This is a genomic window from Pseudonocardia sp. DR1-2, assembly GCF_023717215.1.
In the GTDB taxonomy this organism is placed as follows: Bacteria; Actinomycetota; Actinomycetes; order Mycobacteriales; family Pseudonocardiaceae; genus Pseudonocardia; species Pseudonocardia alni.
Map to the genome: position 1 here is coordinate 628,199 of NZ_JAMQOF010000001.1, position 24,472 is coordinate 652,670.

General features: G+C 75.6%; 21 protein-coding genes. 14 read left to right on the plus strand and 7 right to left on the minus strand.

Going from position 1 to position 24,472, the window contains the following annotated elements:
* The first annotated feature begins 24 nt into the window (after positions 1 to 24).
* The 6 genes from ND486_RS02905 to ND486_RS02930 all read left to right on the plus strand — a co-directional run bounded on the left by ND486_RS02905 (position 25) and on the right by ND486_RS02930 (position 9,273).
* Positions 25 to 1,476, plus strand: coding sequence for a M1 family aminopeptidase (locus ND486_RS02905; protein WP_251782689.1), 1,452 nt, complete (start codon positions 25 to 27; stop codon positions 1,474 to 1,476).
* Between the two features lie 110 nt (positions 1,477 to 1,586).
* Positions 1,587 to 3,074 (plus strand): cytochrome ubiquinol oxidase subunit I, encoded by a 1,488-nt coding sequence (locus tag ND486_RS02910; RefSeq protein WP_251782690.1) that lies wholly within the window; start codon positions 1,587 to 1,589, stop codon positions 3,072 to 3,074.
* Between the two features lie 16 nt (positions 3,075 to 3,090).
* Positions 3,091 to 4,155 carry a cytochrome d ubiquinol oxidase subunit II gene (gene cydB / locus ND486_RS02915; protein ID WP_251782692.1) on the plus strand — a complete coding sequence of 355 codons (1,065 nt, stop codon included), beginning with the start codon at positions 3,091 to 3,093 and terminating at the stop codon, positions 4,153 to 4,155.
* 5 nt (positions 4,156 to 4,160) lie between these two features.
* On the plus strand, positions 4,161 to 5,933 hold the full coding sequence (gene cydD, locus ND486_RS02920; RefSeq protein ID WP_251782693.1) for a thiol reductant ABC exporter subunit CydD: 1,773 nt from the start codon (positions 4,161 to 4,163) through the stop codon (positions 5,931 to 5,933).
* Positions 5,930 to 7,636 carry a thiol reductant ABC exporter subunit CydC gene (cydC, locus tag ND486_RS02925; protein WP_251782695.1) on the plus strand — a complete coding sequence of 569 codons (1,707 nt, stop codon included), beginning with the start codon at positions 5,930 to 5,932 and terminating at the stop codon, positions 7,634 to 7,636. The genes cydD and cydC overlap by 4 nt, the downstream gene beginning before the upstream one ends.
* 185 nt (positions 7,637 to 7,821) lie before the next feature.
* Positions 7,822 to 9,273 carry a hypothetical protein gene (locus ND486_RS02930; RefSeq protein ID WP_251782696.1) on the plus strand — a complete coding sequence of 484 codons (1,452 nt, stop codon included), beginning with the start codon at positions 7,822 to 7,824 and terminating at the stop codon, positions 9,271 to 9,273.
* Positions 9,274 to 9,338: 65 nt separating this feature from the next.
* Here the strand turns inward: ND486_RS02930 and fabG are convergent, their stop codons facing one another.
* Positions 9,339 to 10,097 (minus strand): 3-oxoacyl-ACP reductase FabG, encoded by a 759-nt coding sequence (gene fabG / locus ND486_RS02935; protein ID WP_178373846.1) that lies wholly within the window; start codon positions 10,095 to 10,097, stop codon positions 9,339 to 9,341.
* Positions 10,098 to 10,263: 166 nt separating this feature from the next.
* Between fabG and ND486_RS02940 the strand changes: the two genes are divergently transcribed.
* From ND486_RS02940 to ND486_RS02950, 3 genes are all read left to right on the plus strand, one after another.
* On the plus strand, positions 10,264 to 11,022 hold the full coding sequence (locus ND486_RS02940; protein ID WP_251782698.1) for a class I SAM-dependent methyltransferase: 759 nt from the start codon (positions 10,264 to 10,266) through the stop codon (positions 11,020 to 11,022).
* Between the two features lie 273 nt (positions 11,023 to 11,295).
* A complete protein-coding gene (locus tag ND486_RS02945) occupies positions 11,296 to 12,111 on the plus strand; it encodes an iron-siderophore ABC transporter substrate-binding protein (protein WP_374231378.1) in 816 nt (271 codons plus the stop codon).
* Positions 12,112 to 12,130: 19 nt separating this feature from the next.
* Positions 12,131 to 12,892, plus strand: a complete 762-nt coding sequence (locus ND486_RS02950) for a glucose 1-dehydrogenase (RefSeq protein ID WP_226365196.1) — start codon at positions 12,131 to 12,133, stop codon at positions 12,890 to 12,892.
* A 54-nt stretch (positions 12,893 to 12,946) separates the two neighbouring features.
* On the opposite strand, the gene ND486_RS02955 is transcribed toward ND486_RS02950, so the two are convergent.
* The 5 genes from ND486_RS02955 to ND486_RS02975 form a co-directional block, all read right to left on the minus strand.
* Complete coding sequence (locus tag ND486_RS02955; RefSeq protein WP_251782707.1) at positions 12,947 to 13,999, minus strand: ABC transporter substrate-binding protein; 1,053 nt, start codon at positions 13,997 to 13,999, stop codon at positions 12,947 to 12,949.
* Complete coding sequence (locus ND486_RS02960; RefSeq protein ID WP_251782709.1) at positions 13,996 to 14,763, minus strand: ABC transporter ATP-binding protein; 768 nt, start codon at positions 14,761 to 14,763, stop codon at positions 13,996 to 13,998. Before ND486_RS02960 ends, ND486_RS02955 begins: the two co-directional genes overlap by 4 nt.
* Positions 14,760 to 15,788 (minus strand): iron ABC transporter permease, encoded by a 1,029-nt coding sequence (locus ND486_RS02965; protein WP_251782711.1) that lies wholly within the window; start codon positions 15,786 to 15,788, stop codon positions 14,760 to 14,762. Before ND486_RS02965 ends, ND486_RS02960 begins: the two co-directional genes overlap by 4 nt.
* Before the next feature lie 46 nt (positions 15,789 to 15,834).
* Positions 15,835 to 16,869: a cytochrome P450 gene (locus ND486_RS02970; protein WP_251782713.1), complete on the minus strand. Its 1,035-nt coding sequence runs from the start codon at positions 16,867 to 16,869 to the stop codon at positions 15,835 to 15,837.
* 110 nt (positions 16,870 to 16,979) lie between these two features.
* Positions 16,980 to 18,569 carry a Na+/H+ antiporter gene (locus ND486_RS02975; RefSeq protein WP_251783001.1) on the minus strand — a complete coding sequence of 530 codons (1,590 nt, stop codon included), beginning with the start codon at positions 18,567 to 18,569 and terminating at the stop codon, positions 16,980 to 16,982.
* Between the two features lie 105 nt (positions 18,570 to 18,674).
* On the opposite strand from ND486_RS02975, the gene ND486_RS02980 reads away from it, so the two are divergent.
* The 4 genes from ND486_RS02980 (at position 18,675) to ND486_RS02995 (ending at position 21,566) form a co-directional block, all read left to right on the plus strand.
* A complete protein-coding gene (locus ND486_RS02980) occupies positions 18,675 to 19,208 on the plus strand; it encodes a YbhB/YbcL family Raf kinase inhibitor-like protein (protein ID WP_062394868.1) in 534 nt (177 codons plus the stop codon).
* Positions 19,209 to 19,219: 11 nt separating this feature from the next.
* The gene (locus ND486_RS02985; protein ID WP_251782714.1) at positions 19,220 to 20,197 is read left to right on the plus strand and encodes a hypothetical protein; all 978 of its coding nucleotides are present in this window, start codon (positions 19,220 to 19,222) and stop codon (positions 20,195 to 20,197) included.
* 78 nt (positions 20,198 to 20,275) lie between these two features.
* Positions 20,276 to 20,743: a nitroreductase/quinone reductase family protein gene (locus ND486_RS02990; RefSeq protein WP_251782716.1), complete on the plus strand. Its 468-nt coding sequence runs from the start codon at positions 20,276 to 20,278 to the stop codon at positions 20,741 to 20,743.
* 40 nt (positions 20,744 to 20,783) lie between these two features.
* Positions 20,784 to 21,566, plus strand: coding sequence for an LLM class flavin-dependent oxidoreductase (locus ND486_RS02995; protein ID WP_251782717.1), 783 nt, complete (start codon positions 20,784 to 20,786; stop codon positions 21,564 to 21,566).
* On the opposite strand, the gene ND486_RS03000 is transcribed toward ND486_RS02995, so the two are convergent.
* The gene (locus ND486_RS03000; protein ID WP_251782718.1) at positions 21,550 to 23,247 is read right to left on the minus strand and encodes a class I adenylate-forming enzyme family protein; all 1,698 of its coding nucleotides are present in this window, start codon (positions 23,245 to 23,247) and stop codon (positions 21,550 to 21,552) included. The two genes, ND486_RS02995 and ND486_RS03000, sit on opposite strands and share 17 nt — an antisense overlap.
* 144 nt (positions 23,248 to 23,391) lie before the next feature.
* Between ND486_RS03000 and ND486_RS03005 the strand changes: the two genes are divergently transcribed.
* Entirely contained in the window at positions 23,392 to 24,471 is a 1,080-nt protein-coding gene (locus ND486_RS03005) for an AbrB family transcriptional regulator (protein WP_251782719.1), read from the plus strand.
* The last annotated feature ends 1 nt before the right edge of the window (position 24,472 follow it).

Below are 24,472 nucleotides of genomic sequence, written 5' to 3' on the forward strand. Positions count from 1 at the left end.
GGCACCACGGATAGCCTCGCCGTCATGATCGACCTGACCCGGCGGCGCCGGGCCCTCGTCGGCGTCGCCGTCGTCCTGGCCGTGCTGGGGGGCTGCGCGGCCGGTGTGCCGCAGGTCGAGCGGGCGGCCCCGTGGCCGCAGCGCCCGGTCGTCGATGCGTCGCTGGACCTCGCCCCGGACCTGTCCTCGGCCACCGGTCGCCAGACCGTCCGCTTCACCCCCGACGCCCGGATCTGCGAGCTGGTCTTCCGGCTCTGGACCAACCGGCCGACCGTCGTCTCCGACGGCGGGTCGTCCCGGGTCACCGACGCGAGCGTCGACGGCACCCCGGTCACCCCGCGCACCGAGCAGGCGGGCGCCCCGGACGGCGCACCCGGCACGCTCGTCGAGCTGCCGCTGCCGTCCTGCGTCGACGCGGGCACCACCGTCACCGCGCAGCTCGGGTTCGCCCTCACCCTCGGCGAGGACTCCACCGAACGCATCGGGTACTCCCCGTCGGCGGGCACCGCCTGGCTCGGCAGCCCGCTGCCGGTGCTGGACTGGGTCCGCGGCCGCGGCTGGGTCCGCACCCCCGCCGTGCAGATGTCCGGCGAGACCGTCGTCGCCGAGGACTACCGGCTCGCCTCGCTCGCCGTCACCGCGGCGGCGGACCAGCAGGTCGTCGGGGTCGGGACGGCCACCGGCACCCGCGACGCCGGCGGCGGGCGGCTCACCCGCACCTTCGCCGCCGACGCGGTCCGCGACGTCGCGGTCGCCGTCGGCGCCTACGAGGTCACCGGGTCCACGGTCGGCGCCACGAGGGTGCACGTCGCGCTGCCCACCGCGGGCCGCGCCGGCGCCCGGCGCGGCGGTGAGCTCCGCGGCTCCGCGCAGGACTGGCAGGGCGAGGTCGCCCGCTTCCTGCCCGCCCTGGAACGGCTCCTGGGGCCCTACCCGTACCCGGACCTCTGGCTGACGGTCGTGCCCACCCAGAGCGACGGCGTCGAGTTCCCGACCCACCTGCAGTTCGGCGACGTCGACGACGCCACCCGCCCGTCGCTGGCCGCGCACGAGATCGCCCACTCCTGGTTCTACGCGCTGGTCGGCAACGACCAGGCCCGCGACCCGTGGCTGGACGAGGCGTTCACGACCTGGGCCCAGGCCCTGGTGGCCGACCAGCGCGACCTGTACCGGATCGGCAGCTTCGGGCCCGGCGACGTCGCGGGCCCGATCGGCGCCCCCATGTCGTTCTGGGACTCCCGCGGCGGGTTCACCGACCTCGTCGACGGCGTCTACGACCAGGGTGCCGCGGCGCTGTTCGCGGGTCGCGACGCCGTCGGCGCGCAGCGGTTCGACGCCGCGGTCCGCGCCTACATCGAGGCGAACGCACATCGCGTCGCCGCCCCGGCCGACGTCGAACGGGCCTTCGCCGACCTGCCGCAGGTGCTCGACGTGCTGCGCGAGCACGGCGCCTTCGACCCGCGCACCGGCGGCTGAGCGCCTCCGCGGCGACCCGCGTGTCCAGGGCCACCGGGCCCGGCCCCCCACCGACCTTCTACTTACGGTAGAACTACTACTGGACGTAGAACTTCGCTCGGGAGGTCCGGATGGACGCGCTCGACCTGGCCCGCTGGCAGTTCGGGATCACCACGATCTACCACTTCCTGTTCGTGCCGCTGACCATCGGCCTGTCGGTGATCGTCGCGTCGCTGCAGACCGCCTGGTTCCGCACGGGCCGGGAGGAGTACCTCCGCGCCACGAAATTCTTCGGGAAGCTGTTCCTGATCAACTTCGCGATGGGCGTGGTCACCGGGATCGTGCAGGAGTTCCAGTTCGGGATGAACTGGAGCGCCTACTCCACCTTCGTCGGCGACGTGTTCGGCGCACCGCTGGCGATGGAGGCGCTCATCGCCTTCTTCCTGGAGTCCACCTTCATCGGTCTGTGGATCTTCGGGTGGGACCGGCTGCGGAAGGGCGTGCACCTGGCCTGCATCTGGGCCGCGGCGATCGGGTCCAACCTCTCGGCGTACTTCATCCTCGCGGCGAACGCGTGGATGCGGAACCCGGTCGGCTACGAGGTCGACCGCGCCACCGGCCGGGCCCGGCTCACCGACATCGGCGCCGTGCTGACCAACCCGCAGGCCTGGTCGACCTACGCCCACGTCGTCGCCGCGGCGTTCCTGATCGCGGGGCTGTTCGTCGCCGCGGTGAGCTCCTGGAAGCTGATGCGCGAACGCTGGAGCCGGTCCGGCGACCGGGCGCCGCACCCGAGCGAGCACACGCTGTTCCGGAAGACCCTGCGCACCGGGTTCCTCGTCACCCTCGTGGCCGGGGTGCTGGTCATCGCCTCCGGTGACCACCAGGCCAAGCTGGCCGCCACCTACGAGCCGATGAAGCTCGCCTCGGCCGAGGCGCTGTGGCAGACCGAGGAGTCGGCCGGGTTCTCGCTGTTCGCCGTCGGCGACGTCCAGGGCAGCCGCAACCACGTCAACGTGCAGATCCCCGGTGTCCTGAGCTTCCTGGCCACCGGCAGCCCGTGGGGTCCGGTGCAGGGCATCGAGAACGTGCAGGCGCAGTACGAGGCGCTCTACGGGCCCGGGGACTACCGGCCCAACATCGCCGTCCTCTACTGGGCGTTCCGGCTGATGATGGGCCTCGGCCTGGCCGGGGTCGCGGTCGCGACGGCCGGGCTCTGGCTGACCCGCGGCGGCCGGCTGCCCGGCTTCACCCGCGACGGCGCACCGGCTCCGGCCGGGCGGCTGTCGCGGTGGGCCTACCGGGGTGTGGTCGCCGCGCTGCCCGCGGCGCTGGCGGGGAACATCGCCGGCTGGGTGCTGACCGAGATGGGCCGCCAGCCCTGGACGGTGCACGGCGAGCTGCTCACCGCGCAGAGCGTGTCTCCCGGCGTGAGCCTGGGCCAGGTCGCGTTCTCCCTGGCCGCGTTCACCGCGCTGTACGGGATCCTCGCCGTCGTCGAGGTGCGGCTGCTGTTCCGCTACGTCGCCGCCGGACCCGCCGCCCCCGCGGCCCCGCCCGGCCCCGCCGACGACGCCGACACCGACGCCGAGCGCCGCCCCGCGGCGTTCAGCTACTGACCCCGGAGGGACGACGATGGACCTGCCCACGATCTGGTTCCTGGCCGTGGCCGTGCTGTGGACCGGCTACCTGGTGCTCGAGGGGTTCGACTTCGGCGTCGGGATGCTGGTCCGCGTCCTGGGCCGCGACGAGGAGGACGACCGCGAGGCCGCCCTCGGCGCGATCGGCCCGGTGTGGGACGGCAACGAGGTGTGGCTGATCGCCGCCGTCGGCGCGATGTTCGCCGCGTTCCCCGCCTGGTACGCCGCCATGCTGTCGGGCCTCTACCTCCCGGTGCTGCTGGTCCTGCTGGGCCTCATCGTGCGCGGGGTCGGGCTGGAGTACCGGCACAAGCGCTCCGACGCGCCGTGGAAGGCCCGCTGGGACCTGCTGATCGGTCTCGGGTCGCTGGTGCCGGCGTTCGTGTGGGGCATGGTCCTCGCGAACCTGGTCCGTGGCCTGCCCACCGTGCTCAGTGCCCCGGGCAGCGGGCAGAACACCGTGGTCACCGCGTCGCTCGGGGACCTCCTGAACGGCTACGCGCTGCTCGGCGGCGTCGTCACCACGGCGCTGTTCCTGCTGCACGGCGCGGTGTTCCTGGCACTGAAGACCGACGGGCCGGTGCGGTACCGGGCGCGGCGGTTCGCGCTGCGCGCGGTGGCCCCGGTGCTGCTGGTGACCGTCGCGTTCCTGGCCGCGACGATCGCGCTGCGCGAGCCGTCCTGGACCACCACGGTCGCCTGGGTCTCCGGCGCGGCCCTCGCCGCGGCCGGGGTGGCGCTGCTGGCCGGCCGCGAGGGGTGGGCGTTCACCGCCACCGCGCTCGCGATCGGCGGGCTGTCGGTCGTGCTGTTCGGCCAGCTGTACCCGACGCTGCTGCCCTCGACGACCGACCCCGCGCACACCCTGACCGTCGCGAACGCGGCGTCCGCGCCGTACACGCTGGGCGTCATGTCCTGGATCGCGGCCGTGTTCCTGCCGCTGGTGCTCGGCTACCAGTCCTGGAGCTACTGGGTGTTCCGCCGTCGCCTCGGCGGGGCGCGGGTCGCCCCGGCCGGGACCTCCGACACTGGTGACACCGCGGTACCGGCCCCACGATGACGACCGTGTCCACCCCGTCCGCCACCGCCGGGGCGCCGCCCGCGGGCGGCCCGCCGGTCGACCCCCGGCTGCTGCGCACGGCGAGCGCGGTCCGGGTGCACCTGGCCGTCGCCGCGGTCTGCGGGGTCGCCGCGACCGGGCTGATCCTCGCCCAGGCCTGGCTGGTGTCGCGGGTGGTGGCCGGGGCGACGCCGTCGTTCGGCCTCGACGGCGCACGCACCGGGCCGGGAGCCGGGCTCGACACCCTGGCCTGGCTCGTCGGGGGCGTCGCCGTCGTCGCGGTGGCGCGGGCGCTGCTGTCCTACGGCGCGGAGTCCGCGGCGCTGCGCAGCGCCGCCCGCGCCAAGTCCCAGCTGCGGATGCAGCTCGTGCGCCGGCTCGCGCTCGCCGCACCGGACCCGCGGCGGTCCTCCGGTGAGATCGTCACCCTGGCCACCCGCGGCCTCGACGCCCTCGACGACTACTTCGCCCGCTACCTGCCCCAGCTGGTGCTCGCGGTGCTGGTCCCGGTCGCGGTGCTGGTCGTCGTCGCCGACGCGGACTGGATCTCCGCGGTCGTCATCGCCGTCACGCTGCCGCTGATCCCGCTGTTCATGGCCCTGGTCGGGATGCACACCCGGGCCCGCACCGACCGCCAGTGGCGGCTGCTGTCCCGTCTCGGCGGGCACTTCCTCGACGTCGTGCAGGGGCTGCCGACGCTTGCGCTGTTCCGCCGTGCGCAGGTCGTCGCGGGCAAGGTCCGGGAGACGACCGACGCCCACCGGCACGCCATGACCGGCACCCTGCGGGTCGCGTTCCTGTCCGCGTTCGTGCTGGAGGTCCTCGCGACGCTCGCCGTCGCCCTGGTCGCGGTCGAGGTCGGGCTGCGGCTGCTCTACGGGAACCTCGACTACGCCACCGCGCTGTTCGTGCTGGTCCTGGCCCCGGAGGCCTACCTGCCGCTGCGCGAGGTCGGTGCCCGGTTCCACGCCAGCATGGAGGGCGTCGCCGCGGCCCGGCAGGTGTTCGCCGAGCTGGACCGTCCGGCCGGCGGCGCGCCCGGCGGGACCGCACCGGTGCCGGCGGCCGACCCGGCGGGCCGCGGCCTGACCGTCGACGGGCTGCGGGTGCGCTACCCCGGCGCGGACGCCGACGCCGTCGCCGGGCTGTCGCTGGACCTCGCCCCCGGGGAGACGGTGCTGCTGCGCGGCCCGTCCGGGGCCGGGAAGTCCACCCTGCTCGGCGTGCTGCTCGGCATGGTCGCCCCGACCGGCGGCACCGTCACCGTGCACGGGCGCGACGGCACCGGCGCCGACCTCGCGGACCTGGACCTCGACGCCTGGCGCCGCGGGGTGGCCTGGGTACCGCAGCAGCCGCACCTGTTCGCCGACACCGTCGCCGCCAACGTCCGGCTCGGCGCCGGGCGGGACCACGCGGGCGTCACCGACGACGCCGTGCGGGCGGCCGCACGCCGGGCCGGGCTCGACGCCGTCGTCGCCCGGCTGCCGTACGGCTGGGACACCGTGCTCGGCGAGGGCGGCGCGCAGCTGTCGTCGGGCGAGCGGCAGCGGGTCGCGCTGGCCAGGGCGTTCCTGCGCGACGCCCCGCTGGTCCTGCTGGACGAGCCGACCGCGCACCTCGACCCCGACTCCGCCGACGCGGTCCGCACCGCGGCCGCCGAGCTGCTCCGCGGGCGCACCGCGGTCGTCGTCGCGCACGACGCGGGCTGGGCCGAGCACACCGACCGCACCGTCACGATCACCCCGGTCGCGACCACACCCGCCGGAGGCCCGCGATGAGCCCCTGGTCGCTCGCCCGCAGCGTGCTGGCGCCCCGGCTGCGCGGCGTCGTCGGCGGGGCGCTGCTCGGCGCGCTCGCCACCGCCTGCGGCGCCGGGCTGCTGTCGCTGGCCGCCTGGCTGCTCGCCACCGCCGCGCAGCACCCGTCGGTGACGGCGCTGTCGGTCGCCGTCGTGCTGACCCGTGCCCTCGGCGTCGGACGGGGCGTGGCCCGCTACGCCGAGCGGCTGGTCGGGCACGACGCCGCGCTGCGCGCGCTGTCGGACATGCGCGGCCGCGTCTACGCCCGGCTCGCCGCCACCGAGCCGGTGCGCCGGTTCCGGTCGGGCGAGCTGGTCGCCCGGCTGGTCGGCGACACCGACTCGGTGCAGGACCTGGTGGTGCGCGGGGTGCTGCCGGTCGTCGCGGCCGGGGTCGCCGGGTCCGGTGCGGTGCTGCTCGCCACCGCGCTGTACGTCCCCGGCGGGGCGCTGCTCGCCGCCGGGCTGCTGCTCGCCGGGGTCGCGGTGCCCGCGCTGGCCGCGGCACTGTCGCGGCGGCCCGCCGAGCGCGCCGGCGTCGCCCGGGACCGGCTCGCGACCGCCCTGGTCGACCTGCTCGACGGCGGTCCGGAGCTGCTGGCCCACGGCGCGACCGGCCGCGCCGTCGACGCGGTCGCCCACGCCGACGCCGAGCTGACCCGCACCGCCCGCCGCGACGCCGCACTGCTCGGCCTCGGCGCGGGGTCCGGCGCCCTGGTCGCCGGGCTCACCCTGGCCGGGACGCTGCTCCTGGGCGTCGCCGCCGTCGACGCCGGCGCCCTGGGCGCGGTCCCGCTGGCCGTGCTGGTGCTGACCGCGCTGGCCGCGTTCGAGATCGTCGCGCCGCTCCCGGCCGCCGCGGCGCGGCTCGCCGCGGTCCGCGCCGGGCTGGCCCGGCTGGTGCCGGTGCTCGACGCCGCACCCGCCGTCGTGCACCGCGACCCGGGGCCGGGACCGCTGCCGCGCCGCGGTGACCTGCAGGTCCGCGGGCTCACCGCCGCCTGGCCCGGGCCGGGACCGGACGGGCGCGGCCGCACCGTCCTGCACGGGGTGGACCTCGACGTCGGACGCGGGGAGGTCGTGGCGCTGGTCGGTGCCAGCGGGTCGGGCAAGTCGACGCTGGCCGCGGTGCTGTTCCGGTTCCTCGACCCGCGCGCGGGGTCGGTCCGGCTCGACGGGCACGACCTGGCCCTGCGCCCGCCCGACGAGGTCCGTGCGGTGGTCTCCGGGGTTCCCGCGGACCCGCACGTGTTCGACTCGACGGTCCGGGAGAACCTGCGCCTGGCCGCCCCCGACGCCGACGACGCCCACCTCACCGACGTCCTGCGCCGGGTCGGGCTCGCCGGCCTGGCCCTCGACGACGAGGTCGGCGCGCACGGCGCGCGGCTCTCGGGCGGGATGCGCCGGCGGCTCGCGCTGGCCCGCGCACTGCTCGTCGACCCGGCGGTCCTGGTGCTCGACGAGCCCACCGCGCACCTCGACCCGGACACCCGCGACGCCGTCCTCGACGACCTGCTCGCCGCCGCGGCGGGCCGGGCCGTGCTGGTCATCACCCACGACCCGGCGGTGCTGCCGCGGGCCGACCGGGTGTACACGCTGCGCGACAAGAGGGTTCGGCTGCGCAGCGGGGCTGCGTGCGGCCCTCGCGAACCGCGGCCCTACTCTGCTCCGAACGTCCGATAGCGGGTCCCGGCCGGCTCCGGGCGTTCGCGAGGTTCTCTCAGTCAGGTCACAGGAGGCCCCTGACACGCTGGGAGCACCTCGCCGGGACACCGTCCCGCGCAGGAATGCAGGAGTCAGTACGAGCCCGCGCGCGCCACGGCATCCGCCCGGCGCCGCGTCCGGTCAGAACGTGAGGTCACCACCCCGTGCGAGCGTCACGCCGTCCCTCCCCGACGACGTCCGGACCGAGGTCCCCGTCGCGGACCCCCCGGTTCCGTCCCGGCCTGCGCCGGACCCCGGCCCTGGCCCTGCTGCTCGCGGGGGTCCTGGCCCTCGCCGCCTGCACCTCGGGGACCGGCGGCGACACCACCACCGGTGACACCGTGCCGTCGTCGGCGCTGGAGGCCTCCGCGAAGGCCGTCGACCTGAACGGCTGGCGCTGGGACAAGCAGCCGGGCCCGATGGAGATCGGGGTGACCCACACCCAGGACAGCCTCGACGACACCGAGCCCGCGCAGGCCCGCCAGCGCGGCGTCGACATCCTGTCGAGCCTCGGGCAGGAGTACCAGAACCACCACCTCATGGGCTTCGGCACGCTGAACCCCGAGCCCCGGCCCGGTGAGTTCGAGTGGGGCTCGCTGGACCGCCGGATGCAGCTCACCGAGGAGACCGGCGGCAAGGCGATGCTGACGCTGTGCTGCTCCCCGGACTGGATGAAGGGCGCGCCGCGCGACAGCGGCGCCACCCGCTGGGACCGGCTCGAGAAGGCGCCGCTGCCCGAGCACTTCGCCGACTTCGCCAACCTGGCCAGGGAGGCCGTGCAGCGCTACCCGCAGGTCGACCGCGTCCTGGTGTGGAACGAGCTCAAGGGCTTCTACAACCAGGCCGAGAACCGCTGGGACTACGAGGGCTACACGAACTTCTACAACCAGGTCTACCAGGCCGTGAAGTCCGTCCGGCCCGACGTCCAGGTCGGGGGTCCGTACGTGGTGATGAGCAGCGTCCCGGTCGACTCGGGCGACGCCTCGGACATCCGCGGCCCCTGGGGCGCGCTCGACCAGCGGCCGCTGGACGTCCTGGACTACTGGCTGAAGAACAACGTCGGGGCGGACTTCATCGTCGTCGACGGCTCCACCACCAACCGCGGCCAGCAGGACGCGATCTCCCCGGTCGACGTCGGCGCCGAGAAGTTCTCGGTGATCGACCGCTGGATCCAGGAACGGACGCAGCTCCCGATCTGGTGGGCCGAGTTCTACGCCAACGTCCCCGCCGACGCCCAGGCCGGCTTCGCCTCCCCCGCCAGCGCGGTCTCGACGATCGCCGCCCTGCAGGCCATGGCCCGCTCCGGCACCCAGGGCTCGCTGCTGTGGGGACCCGAGGGCAGCAACTCGCTCGAGTACTCCTCGCTGTGGACCCCCGCGACCGACGAGGCCGGCGGCCAGCCGACCCCGCTGACCGAGGCGTGGCGCTGGCTGGTGCCCCGGCTCCGTGAGGGCACCGTCGAGCTGGGCCGGGCGACCGACGGCTCGTCGCTGGGTGGTTTCCGCGCGGCGGACGGCTCGGTGCTGCTCGTCAACTTCTCCGCGGACGCCGTGCCGGTCTCCGGCCAGGACGACATCCCCGGCTGGGCGATCGTGCCGATGAACAGCAGTTCCTGACCCCCCTGCGACGACGGACGGGCCGACACCGCAGCAGCGGAGCCGGCCCGTCCGTCGTGGGTGGGTCAGGCCTTCGGGCCACCGGCCACGTAGATGACCTGGCCGCTGACGAACGACGAACGCTCGTCGACGAAGAACGACACGGTCTGGGCGATGTCCTCGGGCGCGCCGGGGCGCTGCACCGGGATCTCCTTGGCCCGGGCGGCCTTGAACTCCTCCCAGTCCACGCCGATGCGCTCGGCGGTCGCCTTGGTCATCTCCGAGGCGATGAAGCCGGGGGCGATGCAGTTCGCGGTGACGCCGAACTTGCCGAGCTCGATCGCGAGGGTCTTGGTGAAGCCCTGCATGCCGGCCTTCGCCGCGGAGTAGTTCGCCTGGCCGCGGTTGCCCAGCGCCGAGGTCGAGGAGAGGTTCACGACCCGACCCCAGGCCGCGTCGACCATGTGCTTCTGCACCGCGCGGGTCATCAGGAACGCACCGCGCAGGTGCACGCCCATGACCGCGTCCCAGTCGTCGACGGTCATCTTGAACAGCAGGTTGTCCTTGGTGATACCGGCGTTGTTGATCAGAACCGTCGGGGCGCCGAGGCGCTCGGTGACCGCGTCGACGGCCGCGGCGACGGCCTGCTCGTCGGCGACGTTCGCACCGAACGCGGCCGCGGTTCCGCCGGCGGACTCGATGGCCTCGACGGTGGCCTTCGCGGCCGACTCCTCCAGGTCCAGCACCGCGACCTTGTGCCCGTCGGCGGCGAGCCGGATCGCGGTGGCGGCCCCGATGCCGCGCGCCCCACCGGTCACGACGGCGGTCCTCTGCTGCTGGGTCATGTCTCTCCTCGCTGATCGACGGTGATCTCCGGGTGTCTCCCGCAGCCGATCGTGTCACCACCTACCGCCGAGTCACATCGGGGCCCGTGCGACATCGCTCACCCCCGATCGGAGGCGTCGGGTGCACTAGCGTCGAGGTGTCCGTTCCCGACCAGGAAGGATTTTCATGGCCGTCGAGCGTTCCGAACCGACCTACCGGCTTGCTCTGCCGGAACCCACGACCTCGTTCGAGCAGGACGCGGAGTACTGCGTGCTGGACCTCGGACACGGGTGGACCGAGTACCGCTTTCACGACTACGACGAGCTCTTCAAGATCCCGGGCCTCTACGAGAAGCTGTTCTACGACATCCTGCAGTGCCAGTCCCCGGCCGTGGTGGCCGGCGCGCTGGCCGAGCAGCTCGACGCCGTCGGCGTCGACCCGTCCGGGCTGCGTGTCCTCGACGTCGGCGCCGGCAACGGCATCGTCGCCGAGGAGCTGCGTGCCCGCGGCGTCGGCAAGGTGGTGGGGATCGACATCCTCCCCGAGGCCCGCGAGGCCGCCGAGCGGGACCGCCCGGGGGTCTACGACGACTACCACGTCGTGGACCTCACCGACCTGGACGACGAGACCACCGAGAACATCGCCGCGGGCGGTTTCGACGCCCTGACCTGCGTCGCTGCGCTCGGCTTCGGCGACATCCCGCCCGCGGCGTTCCGCGCCGCGTTCGACATGGTCGCGGTCGACGGCTTCGTCGCGATCACCCTGCGGGACGACTTCCTGAACGACGGCGACACCTCCGGGTTCGCCGGTCTCATCTCCTCGCTGCTGGCGTCCGGCGAGCTCGAGGAGCTCGGGGCGACCGTCTACCGGCACCGGCTCGCGACCAGCCGCGACCCGCTGCTCTACCGGGCCGTCGTGGCACGCAAGCGCCGCCCGCGCGGCTGACCCCGCGCGTTCGCACCGGTCCGCGACGCGTCGGCCGGTGCGAACGCGCCGCCGCGAGACCTTCCGGACATTCCGGGTTAGGTGAGCCTCAGTTATTGTCCCGATGTGCTTCGACGACTGATCCCCCTGCTGGCCCTCGTGGGCCTGCTCACCGCCTGTACGTCCGGCGGTCCCGGCCCGACGGCCGCCCCGTCCACCGCCGACGGCGCGTTCCCCGTCCGCATCGACAACGCCTTCGGCACCGCGGAGATCCCCGCCCGCCCACAGCGGGTCATCGCCCTCGGCGTCACCGACGCCGACCCCGTCCTCGCCCTGGGTACGACCCCGGTCGCGGTCGCCTCCTACACCTTCTACCAGGAGACCGGCGGGCTGGGCCCGTGGGCCCGCGGGCTCGTGCGGGGTGAGGCGCCGCAGGTGCTCACCGAGCCCGAGCCGAACCTGGAACGGATCGCCGCGCTGCGCCCGGACGTGATCATCGCGCTGTCCTCGGGCATCGACCAGGCCGCCTACGACCGGCTGACCGCGATCGCGCCGGTCGTCGCCCGTCCTGCGGGCTCCATCGCGTTCGGGGTGAGCCGCACCGACCAGATGCGCGCCGTCGCGACCGCGCTGGGTGAGACCGCTCGCGGCGAGGAGCTGGTCCGGACCGCCGACGCCGCGTTCGCCGACGCCGTCACCGCGCACCCGCAGTTCCGCGGGAAGGTCGGGGCGACGGTGCTGCCCTTCGACGGCATGTACGGCGCCTTCACCGCCGCCGACGCCCGCGGCCAGTTCATGACCGGTCTCGGCTTCGCGCAGCCACCGGCCATCGCCGAGCGCAACGATCGGCAGAGCTTCTACGTCGAGGTCTCCTCCGAGCAGGCCGGCCTGCTCGACGGCGACGTCCTGGTGATGCTGGCCGACGAGGGCGCCGCGAAGCAGCAGGTCGACTCCGACCCGGTCCTGCGCCAGGTCCCGGTCGTGGCCCGCGGCGACATGATCGTCCCCGACGCCGACACCCGCGGCGCGATGACCTACAACTCCGTCCTGTCCGCGCCGTTCGCCCTGGAGCGGCTCGTCCCGCAGCTCGCGGAGAAGCTCGGCGGCTGATCCGGGTTAGGGTCGCCGGGTGAGCGTGATCGAGCGATTCCGACTGGACGGCAGGGTCGCCGTCGTCACCGGCGCCTCCTCCGGCCTGGGCGTGGCCTTCGCCAAGGGCCTCGCCGAGGCCGGCGCGGACCTCGTGCTGGGGGCGCGGCGGGCCGAGAAGCTGGCCGACACCGTGGCGCTGGTCGAGGCGGCCGGGCGGCGGGCGGTGGCCGTCGCCACCGACGTGGCGGAGCCGGAGGACTGCCGGGCCCTGGCGCAGGCCGCCGTCGACGAGTTCGGCCGGCTCGACGTGCTGGTCAACAACGCCGGCGTCGGCACCGCGGTGCCCGCCCTGAAGGAGACCCCGGAGCAGTTCACCAGCGTCGTCGACGTGAACCTCAACGGCTCCTACTGGATGGCGCAGGCCTGCGCCGCCCACATGGCGCCCGGGTCGAGCATCGTCAACATCTCCTCGATCCTCGGGCTCACCACCGCGTCGCTGCCGCAGGCGGCCTACTCCGCGTCCAAGGCGGCGATCGTCGGCCTGACCCGGGACCTGGCCCAGCAGTGGACCGGCCGCCGGGGCATCCGGGTCAACGCGGTCGCGCCCGGGTTCTTCGCCTCCGAGATGACCGACCAGTACCAGGACGGCTACCTGGAGCGGATGACCGAGCGGATCCCGATGGGCCGCAAGGGCGACCCGGAGGAGCTGACGGCGGCCGTGCTGTTCCTCGCCTCCGACGCCGGTGGCTACGTCACCGGCCAGACCTGGGCCGTCGACGGCGGCATCACGATCACCTGACCGGCCGGTCCGGTCCCGGGGGCGCCGTACGGCGTGCCCCCGGGACCTCCGCGCTCAGCTGCGGGGCACGTCGTCGGACTCCGGGGTCAGGCCGGAGGCGGGCACCAGGTTCCAGCGCTCCAGCGCCGCCCGGACCTGCTCGGCGGCGTCGACGTTGAGCGGGCCCGAGGTCCACAGGGCGTAGGGCAGGTTCAGGAACCGGTTCTCCCTCACCGCGGGCAGGTCGCGGGTGTCGGGACGGCTCCTGAGGACCGCGACCTTCTCGGCGAAGGTCTGCGGCGGGTAGTCGACGAACAGGAACGCGGCGGGCTGCGCCGTCGCGACCCGCTCCCACGAGACCGTGGTCCAGGTGTCGTCGACGTCGGAGAGCGCGTTGCGCGCCCCGGCCGCCTCCATGATCGCCTGCGGGGCGCCGAACCGGCCGCTGGAGAAGGGCGTGTCGGTGCCGCTGTCGAACAGGAACACCGTCGGCGGTGTCGCGGCCGCCGGCGCCTTCCCCAGCGCGTCGAGCCGGATGTCGAGGTCGGCGACGACACGGTCGGCGTCGGCGGCGTGCCCGGTGATGGTGCCGAGGTTGTGCAGGTCGTCGCGCAGCGCCGTCCAGGGGTCGACGATGCCGCGGGCGCTCTGCCCGTCGGCCCGGCGGCAGGACTCGGTCAGCACGTACGGGGCGATGCCCTGCTCCCGCAGCCGGGCCGGGGTGAGGTTCTTCTCCTCGCCGTAGCCGTAGTTCCAGCCGGCGACCATCACGTCGGGGTCGCGGGCCAGGACGGTCTCCAGCGTCGGGTACTCCGGCGCGGCCTGCGCCAGGCCGTCGACGGCGGCACCGTAGTGGCGGCGCAGCGTGTCGGCGTCGCGCTGCATGCTCGACACCGCGGTGACCCGGTCCTGGGCGCCGAGCGCCAGGACCATCGAGATCATGTTGCCGTCGTTGACGAACAGGCGCTGCGCCGGCGCCGGGAACTGCGCGGGGACACCGCAGTTCTGCACGGTGACCGTGCCGGCGGGGTCACCGGCTGCGGCGGGTGCGGGGGCGGGCGCCGAGCAGGCGGCGAGGGCGACCACCCCCGCGGCGAGGACGGCGGACAGGCGTAGCGGACGGGTCACGAGCTCTCCCTGAGCGAGTCGAACACGAGGCGGGACCGCCCGGTCACCGGATGCGTGACACGGGCGGCGGCGACCCCGAAGACCCGAGAGACGGTGTCGGGGTCGAGGTCGGACACGGCCGGGAGGGCCCGGCCGTCGTGCAGGACGACGAGGCGGTCGCACCAGCGGTCGGCCAGGTCGAGGTCGTGCAGGCTCACCACCACGGTCCGGCGCAGCGACCGGACCAGCTCCAGCAGGCCCAGTGCGTGCCGGACGTCGAGGTGGTTGGTGGGCTCGTCGAGCAGCAGGACACCGGCGTCCTGGGCGAGGCCGCGGGCGAGCAGCACCCGGCGCCGTTCACCGCCGGAGAGCCGGTCGACCGGGCGGTCGGCGAGCCCGTCGAGCTCGACCGCGGCCAGCGCCGCGGTGACCGCGGCCCGCTCGACCGCGTCGCCGCCCGCCCACGGCGGCCGGTGCGGCACCAGACCGAGCGCGACGACCTCCCCGGCGCACAGGTCGGGCGGCAGGTCCTCCTCCTGGCCGACGAACGCGATCCGCCGGGCCCGCTGCCGGGCCCGCAGCGCGGTCAGCGGGGTGCCGTCGAGCAGTACGCGCCCCGCGGCGGGCCCGCGGATCCCCGCGAGGGCGCGCAGCAGGGTGGACTTGCCGCTGCCGTTGGGCCCGACGACGCCGAGCACCTCCCCCGGCTCGACGGCGAGGTCGATCCCGGTCAGGACGGTGCGGCCGCCCAGCACGCAGGTGAGCCCCTCGGCACGCAGGCTCACGCCAGGCTCCCGGCGGTCCGGTAGCGGCGGCGGCCCATCAGGATCAGGAACACCGGGGCGCCGATCAGCCCGGTGACCACGCTCAGCGGCATCTCGGTGGGCCGCACCGCGATCCGGGCGGCGACGTCGACGACGAGCAGGAACAGCGCGCCGCCCAGCGCGGTCACCGGCAGCAGCACCCGGTGCCGGGACCCGACGAGCAGCCGGGCCAGGTGCGGCACGACCAGGCCGACGAAGCCGATCGCCCCGGACACCGCGACGAGCACGCCGACCGCGACCGCGCACACGGTGAACAGCGCGGTCCGGGCGGCGGTCACCGGCACGCCGAGTGCGGCCGCGGTGTCGGGCCCGGCGGTGAGTGCGTCGAGCCAGCCGCTGAACGCCACGAGCAGCACCAGCAGGAGCGCCACGGTCACCGCGGGCACCGCGACCCGGTCCCACTGCGCCCCGGACAGGCTCCCCAGCAGCCAGAACAGCACGGACTGGGCGGCGGCCGGGTCACCGGAGCGGAACACCAGGTAGCTCGCCGTCGCCGAGAACGCCGAGCCGAGCACGGTGCCGGTGAGGATCAGCCGGATCGGGGTGAGCCCGCCCTGGGCGACGGCGATCGCCCCGACGAGTGCCCCGGCCGCGAGGGCCCCGAGGAGTGCGCCGGTGAACAAGGCCCAGGTGCCGAGCGCACCCAGCACCCCGGTGGTGATGACGGCCGTGGCGCCGACGCTCGCGCCGGAGGACACCCCGAGCAGGTAGGGGTCGGCGAGCGGGTTGCGCACGAGGGTCTGCACCCCGGCGCCGGCGAGCGCGAGGCCCGCGCCGACGATCGCGGCGAGCAGCGAGCGCGGCATCCGCAGGTCCCGGACGATCGTCGAGACGGGGCCGGGCCGGTCGTGCAGCACCGCGTCGACGACCTTCGCGACGGGGAGGACCTCGGCGCCGAACGCGAGCGAGCCCACGAGCGCGACCGCCAGCAGTACGGCGAGTGCCGCGGTCACGGTCGCGGACCGCACCACCCGTCGCTCGAACACCTGCACAGTTCATCATGTGATGGCTGGAGAGGGGATGCGGGAAGGATCACCGCGCGGGATGCAGCCGTACCGGTAACGCGGCGAGCCGCGCCCCGACCGGTCCGCCAGGGTGCACCTCGACGAGCCCGGTCACCGGACCGGCGGGACGGGCGTCGGGGAACCTGTCCCGCAGCACCTCCAGCACGGCGCGGAGCTCGAGGCGGGCCAGGTGCGCACCGGCGCAGAAGTGCGGGCCGTGCCCGAAGGTCAGCGGGTGCCCGACGGCCGTGCGGGCGTCGATCCCCCGGATGTCGACCAGCACCGGTGCCCCGGCGGGCAGCGGCTCACCGCCGAGGTCGGTGTCGGTCCGGGCGAAGCGCCACAGCGAGAACGGGGCGGGCGGGTGGACCCGCAGCACCTCGGCGACCAGCGCGTCGAGTTCCTCGGCGGTGCGGCCGGCGAGCCCGGAGTCCAGGGCGTGGGCGACGACGTACCCGAGCGCGGCGTCGGTGGTGAGCTGCCCGGCGAACACCAGCCCGAAGACGAGGTAGCCGACCTGGGCGTCGGTGAGGTCGGGCAGGCCGGCACGCAGTCCGGCCGCGACGCCGTCGCCGGTCCCGTCGGTGACCGCGGCCGTGCCGATCGCCTGCAGCCGTCCGAACGCCGCTCCCGCCACCGCCGGGTCGGGACTCCACATCGCCCGGCAGGCGGCGACGGCGTCGTCGAGGAGCCCGGGCGGGGCACCCACGACCTCGAGCACGACGGCCAGCGGGTAGCGGGTGGTGAAGTCCTCGGTCAGGTCGACCTCACCGGGGCCGAGGCCCTCGAGGAGGGCGGAGGCGAGGGAGCGGGCGCGCCCGGCGTACCGGGCGAGCGCGCGGGCGGACAGCAGCGGTGCGTGCGCGCGACGCAGCCGGGCGTGCCCGGGACCGTCGGCGGTGGTGAGCGAGAGCCGCTCGGTGGCAGAGGGTTCGAGGTCGGTGACGCCCGGAGGGGCGAGCGCGGGGTCCTTCGCGAACCGCGGGTCGGTGAGCACCCGCCGGGCGAGCGTTTCGTCGGTGACCACCCACACCGCGGCCCCGCCGGCCGGCGCCGTGCGCACGACCGGCCCTCCGGGAACCGTGGGATCGGGCTCGGACAGGGATCGGGTGCGGGCGCTGAACGGGCACGTCATGCGGTGAGCGTGACCGTCGACGCGGACACGTCCGGTCCTCAGTCGAGCAGCACCGTGCGCAGGTCGAGGCGGCGCAGCACCCGGTCGACGGCGTGCGGGTCGACACCGGGCTCACGCCGCGCGGCCAGTACCTCGGTCCGGGCGGCGGCCAGCGCCGAGGCCTGGGCCTCGGCGAAGGCGGTGCGGGCCTTCTTCACCGCCGCGATCCGGGACCGCTCCTCCTCCGAGGGCGTCTCCCCCGACAGCACCCGTTCCAGCCGCTCGACCCGCTCCCGCATCGCGGTGCCGACCTCCTCGGGCAGGCCCCGCACCGTGCGTTCGAACTCCAGGGTCGCGACGGCGGCGCGGCGCGCCCGCAGCACGATCTCGCGTTCGGCGCGCTCCTCGGCGTCGGCCTCGTCGTCGATGTCGAGGGCGCGGACCAGCATGCCGAGGGTGAAGCCGGGCACGAGCAGCGTCACGAACAGCACCGACACCGCGATGAGGACGAGCTGGTCGCGGGCGGGGAACGGCGCCCCGGACGCGGTCTGCACCGGCAGCGACAGCGCGAGGGCGAGCGTGGCGAGACCGCGCATGCCGCACCAGGACAGCAGCACCGCCTCGCGTCCGGTGAGCGGCGCGGCGCCGGCCGCGGCGGCGTCGTCGGCGCTGCGGGACAGCAGCCGCCAGGCGACGACCATCCACAGCACCCGCACCGCGACGACGACCACGCACACGACCGCCGCGTGCGCGAGCATCGCCGGCAGCTCGTCGCCCGCGGCGAGCACGACCTGGCGCAGGTCGAGCCCGATCAGGCCGAACGCGAGCCCGGTGACCAGCAGCTCGACGACGTTCCACAGCGAGGACTGGGTGAGCCGCTCGGCGGCCTCGTCGGCGTCGGCCCCGGCGCGCAGCTGCAGCGCGAGCACGACGACGGCGATCACCCCGGAGGCGCCGAGCTCGTCGGCGGCCAGGTAGGTGGCGAACGGCAGGACCAGGGTGAGTGCGCTGCGCCCGGTGGCGTCGGTGAGCCTGCCGAGCACCCGGCGCGCCAGCCAGGCCACACCCAGCCCGATGAGGACCGCGCCGGCGGCGCCGAGCACGAACCGCAGGCCCAGCCCGAGCGGGCTCAGCTCGTCGCCGGAGACGGTCGCCAGCACCGCGGCCTGGAACACGACCAGCGCGGTGGCGTCGTTGAACAGGCCCTCGCTCTGCAGCACCGCCACCACCCGGCGCGGGATCGGTACCTGCCCGGCGACGGCCTCGACGGCGACCGGGTCCGGTGGGGCGACCATCGCCCCGAGCGCGACGGCGGCGGTGAGTGCGAGCCCCGGCACGAGCAGCCAGACCGTCCCGGCGACGGCGGTGGCGGTGACCAGCACCAGGCCGACGGCGAGCAGCGCGATCGTCCGCCGGCGCGCCCGGAACAGCGCCCACGACGTGCGCTGCGCCGTGGCGAACAGCAGCGGCGGCAGGAACAGCGGCAGGATCAGCTCGGGGTCGATGACGAACGCGTCGGGCAGTCCGGGCAGCAGCGCGACGACCACGCCGAGGACCACCATCAGCGCGGGCCAGGGCAGCCGGAGCCGGTCCCCCACCCCCACCAGGACGACCGCGGCCACCATCAGCCCGACGAGCACGAGCAGCATCTCCACGGACCGACACCCTGCCCTCCCCGCCGCCGGACGGCAGCCGACGCGCCGTGCCAGGATCACGGCGAGACCCACCGCCACCGATCCGAGGAGGTCCGCCCCGTGCCCCGCAACCCCTACGACGAGCTGCCCCCGGTCCCGTCGTTCACCCTGACCAGCACCGACGTGAACGACGGCGCTGCGCTCGCCACCCCCCAGCTGTCCGGCATCTTCGGCGCGGGCGGCGAGGACGTCTCGCCGCAGCTGTCCTGGTCCGGCGCGCCGGAGGGGACGCAGTCCTACGCCGTCACCTGCTACGACCCGGACGCCCCGACCGTCGCCGGGTTCTGGCACTGGGCCGTGTTCGACGTGCCGGCCTCGGTGACCTCGCTGCCGTCGGGCGCCGGTGACGACACCGGGTCCGGCCTCCCCGAGGGCGCGGTCCAGCTGCCCAACGACGCGAGCCTGGCCCGCTACCTGGGCGCCGCGCCGCCGCCCGGGCACGGCCCGCACCGGTACTACTTCGTGGTGCACGCGGTCGACGTGCCCACGCTGGACGTGCCCGCCACCGCGACGCCCACGTTCCTGGCGTTCACCCTGTTCAGCCACACCGTCGGCCGCGCCGTCCTGGTCGGGACGCACGCGAACCTGAGCTGAGGCCCGCCGGCGTGGACACGGACGCGGAGCTGGACCGGCTGTACCGGGTCCCGCCGGAGGACTTCGTCGCCGCACGCGACGACGCCGCCGCCCGTGCCCGCGCCGACGCGGACACCGACGCGGCCCGGGAGATCGCCGCCGCCCGGCGGCCCACCCGGGCCGCGTGGCTGGCGAACCTGCTGGTCGACGACGCCCGCGACGAGGTCGAGGGGCTCCTGGCCCTGGCCCCGGTGCTCGCCCACGCCCAGCGCTCCCTCGACGGCCCGGCCCTGCGGGAGGTGTCCGCGCAGCGCAACCGGCTGGTCGGGGCGCTGGCCCGCCGGGCCGCGGCCCTCGGCCGCGCCGCGGGGGCCCGGGTGGGCCCCGGTGTGGAGCGCGACGTGCGGTGGGTGCTGGAGTCGGCGCTGGCCGACCCGGACCTGGCCGACCGGGTCCGGTCGGGGCGGCTGGAGCGCTACGAGCGGCACAGCGGCTTCGGGCCGCTCGGGGAGGCGGGGTCCGCGGCTGCGGGCTCCACGGCGGACGCGGACGCTCCGCGTGGCGACCGGTCCCCGCAACCGGAGCGGGGCGGCCGGAGCCGGGACGGCGACGGGGAGCTCGCCGGGCGACGGCGCGACGCCCGCCGGCGGGAGGCCGAGCACCGCGCCGCGCAGGAGCGGGAGCGACGCGAGGCCGAACGGCACGCGCAGGCGCTCGCCGAGGCCGGGAAGGCCGTCGAGACCGCCCGGCTGGCCGCCCACGACGCCGGCCGCGAACGCGACGACGCCCGCGACCGCGCCGACCGGGCCGACGGACGTCGCGACGACGCGCACCGCCGGGTGGACGAGCTGACCGCCGAGCTGGACCGCGCCCGCTCCGCCGCCGAGGACGCCGACCGTGCCCGCGACGAGGCCGGCCGCGCCGCCCGGGACGCCGCGGGGCGGGCCGAGCGGGCCGAGGAGGACCTGGCCCGGGCCGAGGAGGCGCTGGACGGGCTGCGGTCGGACTGAGTCCCCTCCGCTCCGACACCCCGCGCCCGCCCGTCGGCCCGTGGCATCCTGACCCGGATCCGAGAACGAGGAGCCCCCGTGTCCGACGATCCCCGCCGTCACATCCGTGCCCCGCAGCAGATCAAGCACCTGAACGACGACCTGCTCGCCCGGCGCGACCGTGGCGAGCTGCCGTTCGAGCTGCCCGTGCTGACCGTCCCCGGCCGGCGCAGCGGCACACCCCGGCACACGCCGCTGACGGTCTACGCGACCGGCGGGCAGCGGTTCGTCGTCGGCGGGTTCCCGGGCGCGGACTGGATCGTCAACGTCCGGGCCGCGGGCGGGCGGGCCACGCTGAGCACGGGTCCCGACGCCGACCCGGAGTCCGTCGTGCTGGTGGAGGTGCCGCCGGAGCAGGCGCGCCCGGTGCTGGAGGCGTGGCCGCAGGTCACCCCGGAGGGCGTCGGGATCATGGTCGAGAACGGAGTCGTCGCCGAGCCGACGCCCGAGGCGCTGGGTGCCCTGACCGGCATCTGCCCGGTGTTCCGCATCGACCCGGCCCGGTAGCCGTACGACGCCGGCGGCCGCGCGTGGCACGGTGACGGCCATGGACATCGGCATCGTCTTCCGGCCCGAGCTGCCCCCCGAGGAGCTGCCGGGCGTGGCCCGTGACGTCGAGGCCGCGGGGCTGGACCAGCTGTGGCTGTGGGAGGACTGCTTCCTGCACGGCGGGACCGCCACCGCGGCCGTCGCGCTGGCCCGCACCGACGCCCTGACCGTCGGGGTCGGGCTGTTCCCGGTGCCGCTGCGGAACCCGGCGGTCGTCGCCATGGAGACCGCCTCGCTCGCCCGGCTGTTCCCGGGCCGCTACCTGCCGGTCCTCGGGCACGGCGTGCTCGACTGGATGGGCCAGGCCGGCAACCGGGTCGCCTCGCCGCTGACCCTGCTCGCCGAGCACACGACCGCGGTACGGGACCTGCTCGCCGGTCGCGAGGTCACCCGCTCCGGGCGCTACGTCTCCCTGGAGCGGGTCCGGCTCGACCACCCGCCGACGACCGTCCCACCGGTGCTGGTCGGCGGGCGCGGGCCGCGCACCCTGCGGCTTGCCGGGGACCTCGCCGACGGGGTCCTGCTCGACTCGGGCCTGACCCCCGCCGACGTCCGGTCCTCGCTCGACGCGTGCGGCCCGGGCGGCGCCGCGGACGGGTTCCGGCGCATCGGCTACGTCGCGCTGCCGGAGCACCGGGCCGAGGTGGAGGCGGTCGTCCGGAGCCACGCCGCGGCCGGGCCGGACACCGTCGTCCTGGTCCCGCCGGCCGGCGCCCCGGACCCGCGTCCCTGGCTGGAGGCCGTGGCCGCGGCCCGCAGGACGCTCACGCCGGAGCGGTGAACCCCGAGCGCAGCTCCCGCTTGCGGACCTTCCCGGTCGCCGTCCTGGGCAGCGGCTCGTCGGTCCACCGCACGTGCGCGGGCGCGGCGAACTCCCCCACCCGCGCGGCGACGGCGGCGCGGACGGCGTCGTCGTCGCGGGCCGCTCCGGGGCGGGCGCGGACCAGTGCGGCGACCTCCTCGCCCAGGCGCGGGTGCGGCACGCCGAGCACCGCCACCTCCAGCACCCCGTCGACGGTGTGGATCGCCGCCTCCACCTGCGCGGAGTACACGTTCTCCCCACCGCGCAGCACGACGTCCTTCAACCGGTCCACGACGTACACCCAGCCGTCGGTCACGTGCCCCAGGTCGCCGGTGCGGAACCAGCCGTCGACGAACGCCTCGGCGTCGGCGTCGGGCCGGTTCCAGTAGCCGCGGACCACGTTCGGGCCACGGAACCACAGCTCGCCGACCTCGCCGTCGCGCAGCGCCTCCCCGTCCGGGCCGGCGACCCGCAGCCGGGCCCCCGGCGCGGGCCGGCCGACCGAGTCGGGACGGGCCCGGTACTCGGACCCGGTGTTCGCGCAGATCGCCGAGGTCGTCTCGGTCAGGCCGTAGCCGTTCGCGGCCCCGGCGCCGAGGTCGCGCCCGATCCGTGCGACGAGCTCGGGCGGCACGGGTGCCCCGCCCATCCCGACCGTCCGCAACGACGCGAGGTCGGCGGGGTCGGCGCCGTCGAGCAGCTCCGCCGTCGTCGACGGGACACCGTTGGAGCGGGTCAGCCGCTCGGACCGGACGACGGCCCGCGCCGCGGCCGGGTCCCAGCGGTGCAGGGTCGCGAGCTTCGCCCCGCCGAGCACGGCGCCGACGAGTCCGTTGATGCCGGCGATGTGGAACATCGGGTACATCAGCAGCGTCCCCTGCTGCCCCGGCGGCGGTTCCACCCCGGAGCCGAGCGCGGTGGCGCGGGCCTGCAGCGCGACGTTGAGCAGGTTCGTCACGTGGTTGCGGTGGGTGCCGACCGCGCCCTTCGGTCGGCCGGTGGTGCCGGAGGTGTAGAGGATCGTCGCGTCGTCGTCCGGGCCGGGCGCGGTGACCCCGACCGGGTCACCGGGGCCGTCGGTGCGCAGCCCGAGGTCCTCCCACCCGGTCACCGGACCGGGCGCGGGCGCGCCGCCCCCGCGGACCCGGACGACCGGCACCCCTATGCCGCTCCCACCGCACAGGGCGGCGCACCGTTCCGGGTCGGCCACGACCAGCCCGGCACCGGAGTCGGCCACCGCCCACGCCAGCTCGGGTGCGCTCCACCAGGCGTTCAGCGGTACGACGACCAGCCCCGCGACCTGCGCGGCGAAGAAGACGACCGGCCACTCCGGCAGGTTCCGCATCGCGATCGCGACCCGGTCGCCGGGGCGCAGCCCGAACCGTCCGGTGAGCACGCGGGCCAGGTCGGCGACCAGGCTCCGGTGCTCGCCGTAGGTGCGACGCTCGCCGTGGTGGACGGTGAACGTGCGCTCCGGCCACGCCGCCGTCGCCGCCCACAGCTCGGCCAGGGTGTGCGGGCCACGCCGGTAGACCCGCATCGCGGCGCCACGTACGTCGGCGTCGACCAGCTCGAACTCCCCACCGGGCGCGGTCAGTGCGGCGATCACCGGGCCGAGCCCGGTGGTCGCGGCGGTGTCGTGTCTCGGGGTGTCTCGCATCGGCGCACCTCCTCGTGCCCGTCCGTCCTACCCCGGCGGCCGCTCCGGCGGAAGCCGTGATCGTTCGCTCTCGACAACGATCGTGTCCCGACTCACCGCGCACCAGTACGCCTGTCCCATTTAGGCTCGGGTCGTGATCACACGGTGAGCCCCCGCCCGTCGCTGTCCGGATGGTGGCGCTGGCCGCTGCTCGCCGCGCTGACCGTGCTCGTGACCGCCGGGCTCGCCGCGGTCGACGTGCCCTCCCCCGCCCTGTTCGCCGGGCTGCTGGTCGCGACCGTCCTCGCCCTGACCGGGCTCGGCCCCGCCCGGGTCGCCCGCCCGGCGACGTCGGGTGCGCAGGCGGTCATCGGGGTCGTCATCGGCCTGCTCGCCCGCCCGGACACCCTGGCCGCGGTGGCAGCCGAGTGGCTGCCGGTCCTGCTCATCAGCCTCGCGACGCTGCTGGTCAGCATGGGGTCCGGCCTGCTCATGGGTCTGCAGCGCGGGGTCACCCCGCTCACCGGGATGCTCGCGCAGACCGCGGGCGGCGCGTCCGGGCTGGTCGCGATCAGCCGCGAGCTGGGCGGCGACGAGCGCACCGTCGCCGTCATCCAGTACCTGCGGGTCGGGCTGGTCACCGCGACGATGCCGGTGGTCGCCGCGGTCGTCTACGGCGCCTCCCCCGGCGCACCTGCCGCCGCGGTCACCGGCCCCGGCGCGCCGTGGTGGGTCGGGCTCGCGGTGACCGCGCTGTGCGTGGGCGCCGGTGTCCCGCTCGGGAAGCTCGCGCGGGTCCCCGCCGGGGCGCTGCTCGGACCCATGGTGGTGGCGCTGGTCATCAGCCTGGCCGGGTTCTCCTTCGCCGCGTCGGTGCCGCTGCCGCTCGTCGACGTCGCCTACGCCGTCATCGGCTGGCAGGCCGGGCTGCGCTTCACCCGGACCGCGCTCGGCACCGTCGCGCGGGTGCTGCCCCTGGCGACCGCGCTGATCCTGGGCGTCGTCGCGCTCTGCGCCGGACTGGGGCTGCTGCTGTCGTACTTCACCGGCATGACCCCGCTGGAGGGCTACCTCGCGACCACCCCGGGCGGGGTCTACGCGGTGCTGGCGACGGCGATCTCCTCCGGCGTGGACGTCACCTCGGTGGTCGCGGTGCAGGTGCTGCGGGTGATCCTGATGCTGCTGGTCGCGCCGTGGATCGCGCGTCTGGTCGGCCGCCGGCTCGGCCCGGGCGGCGCGGCCTGAG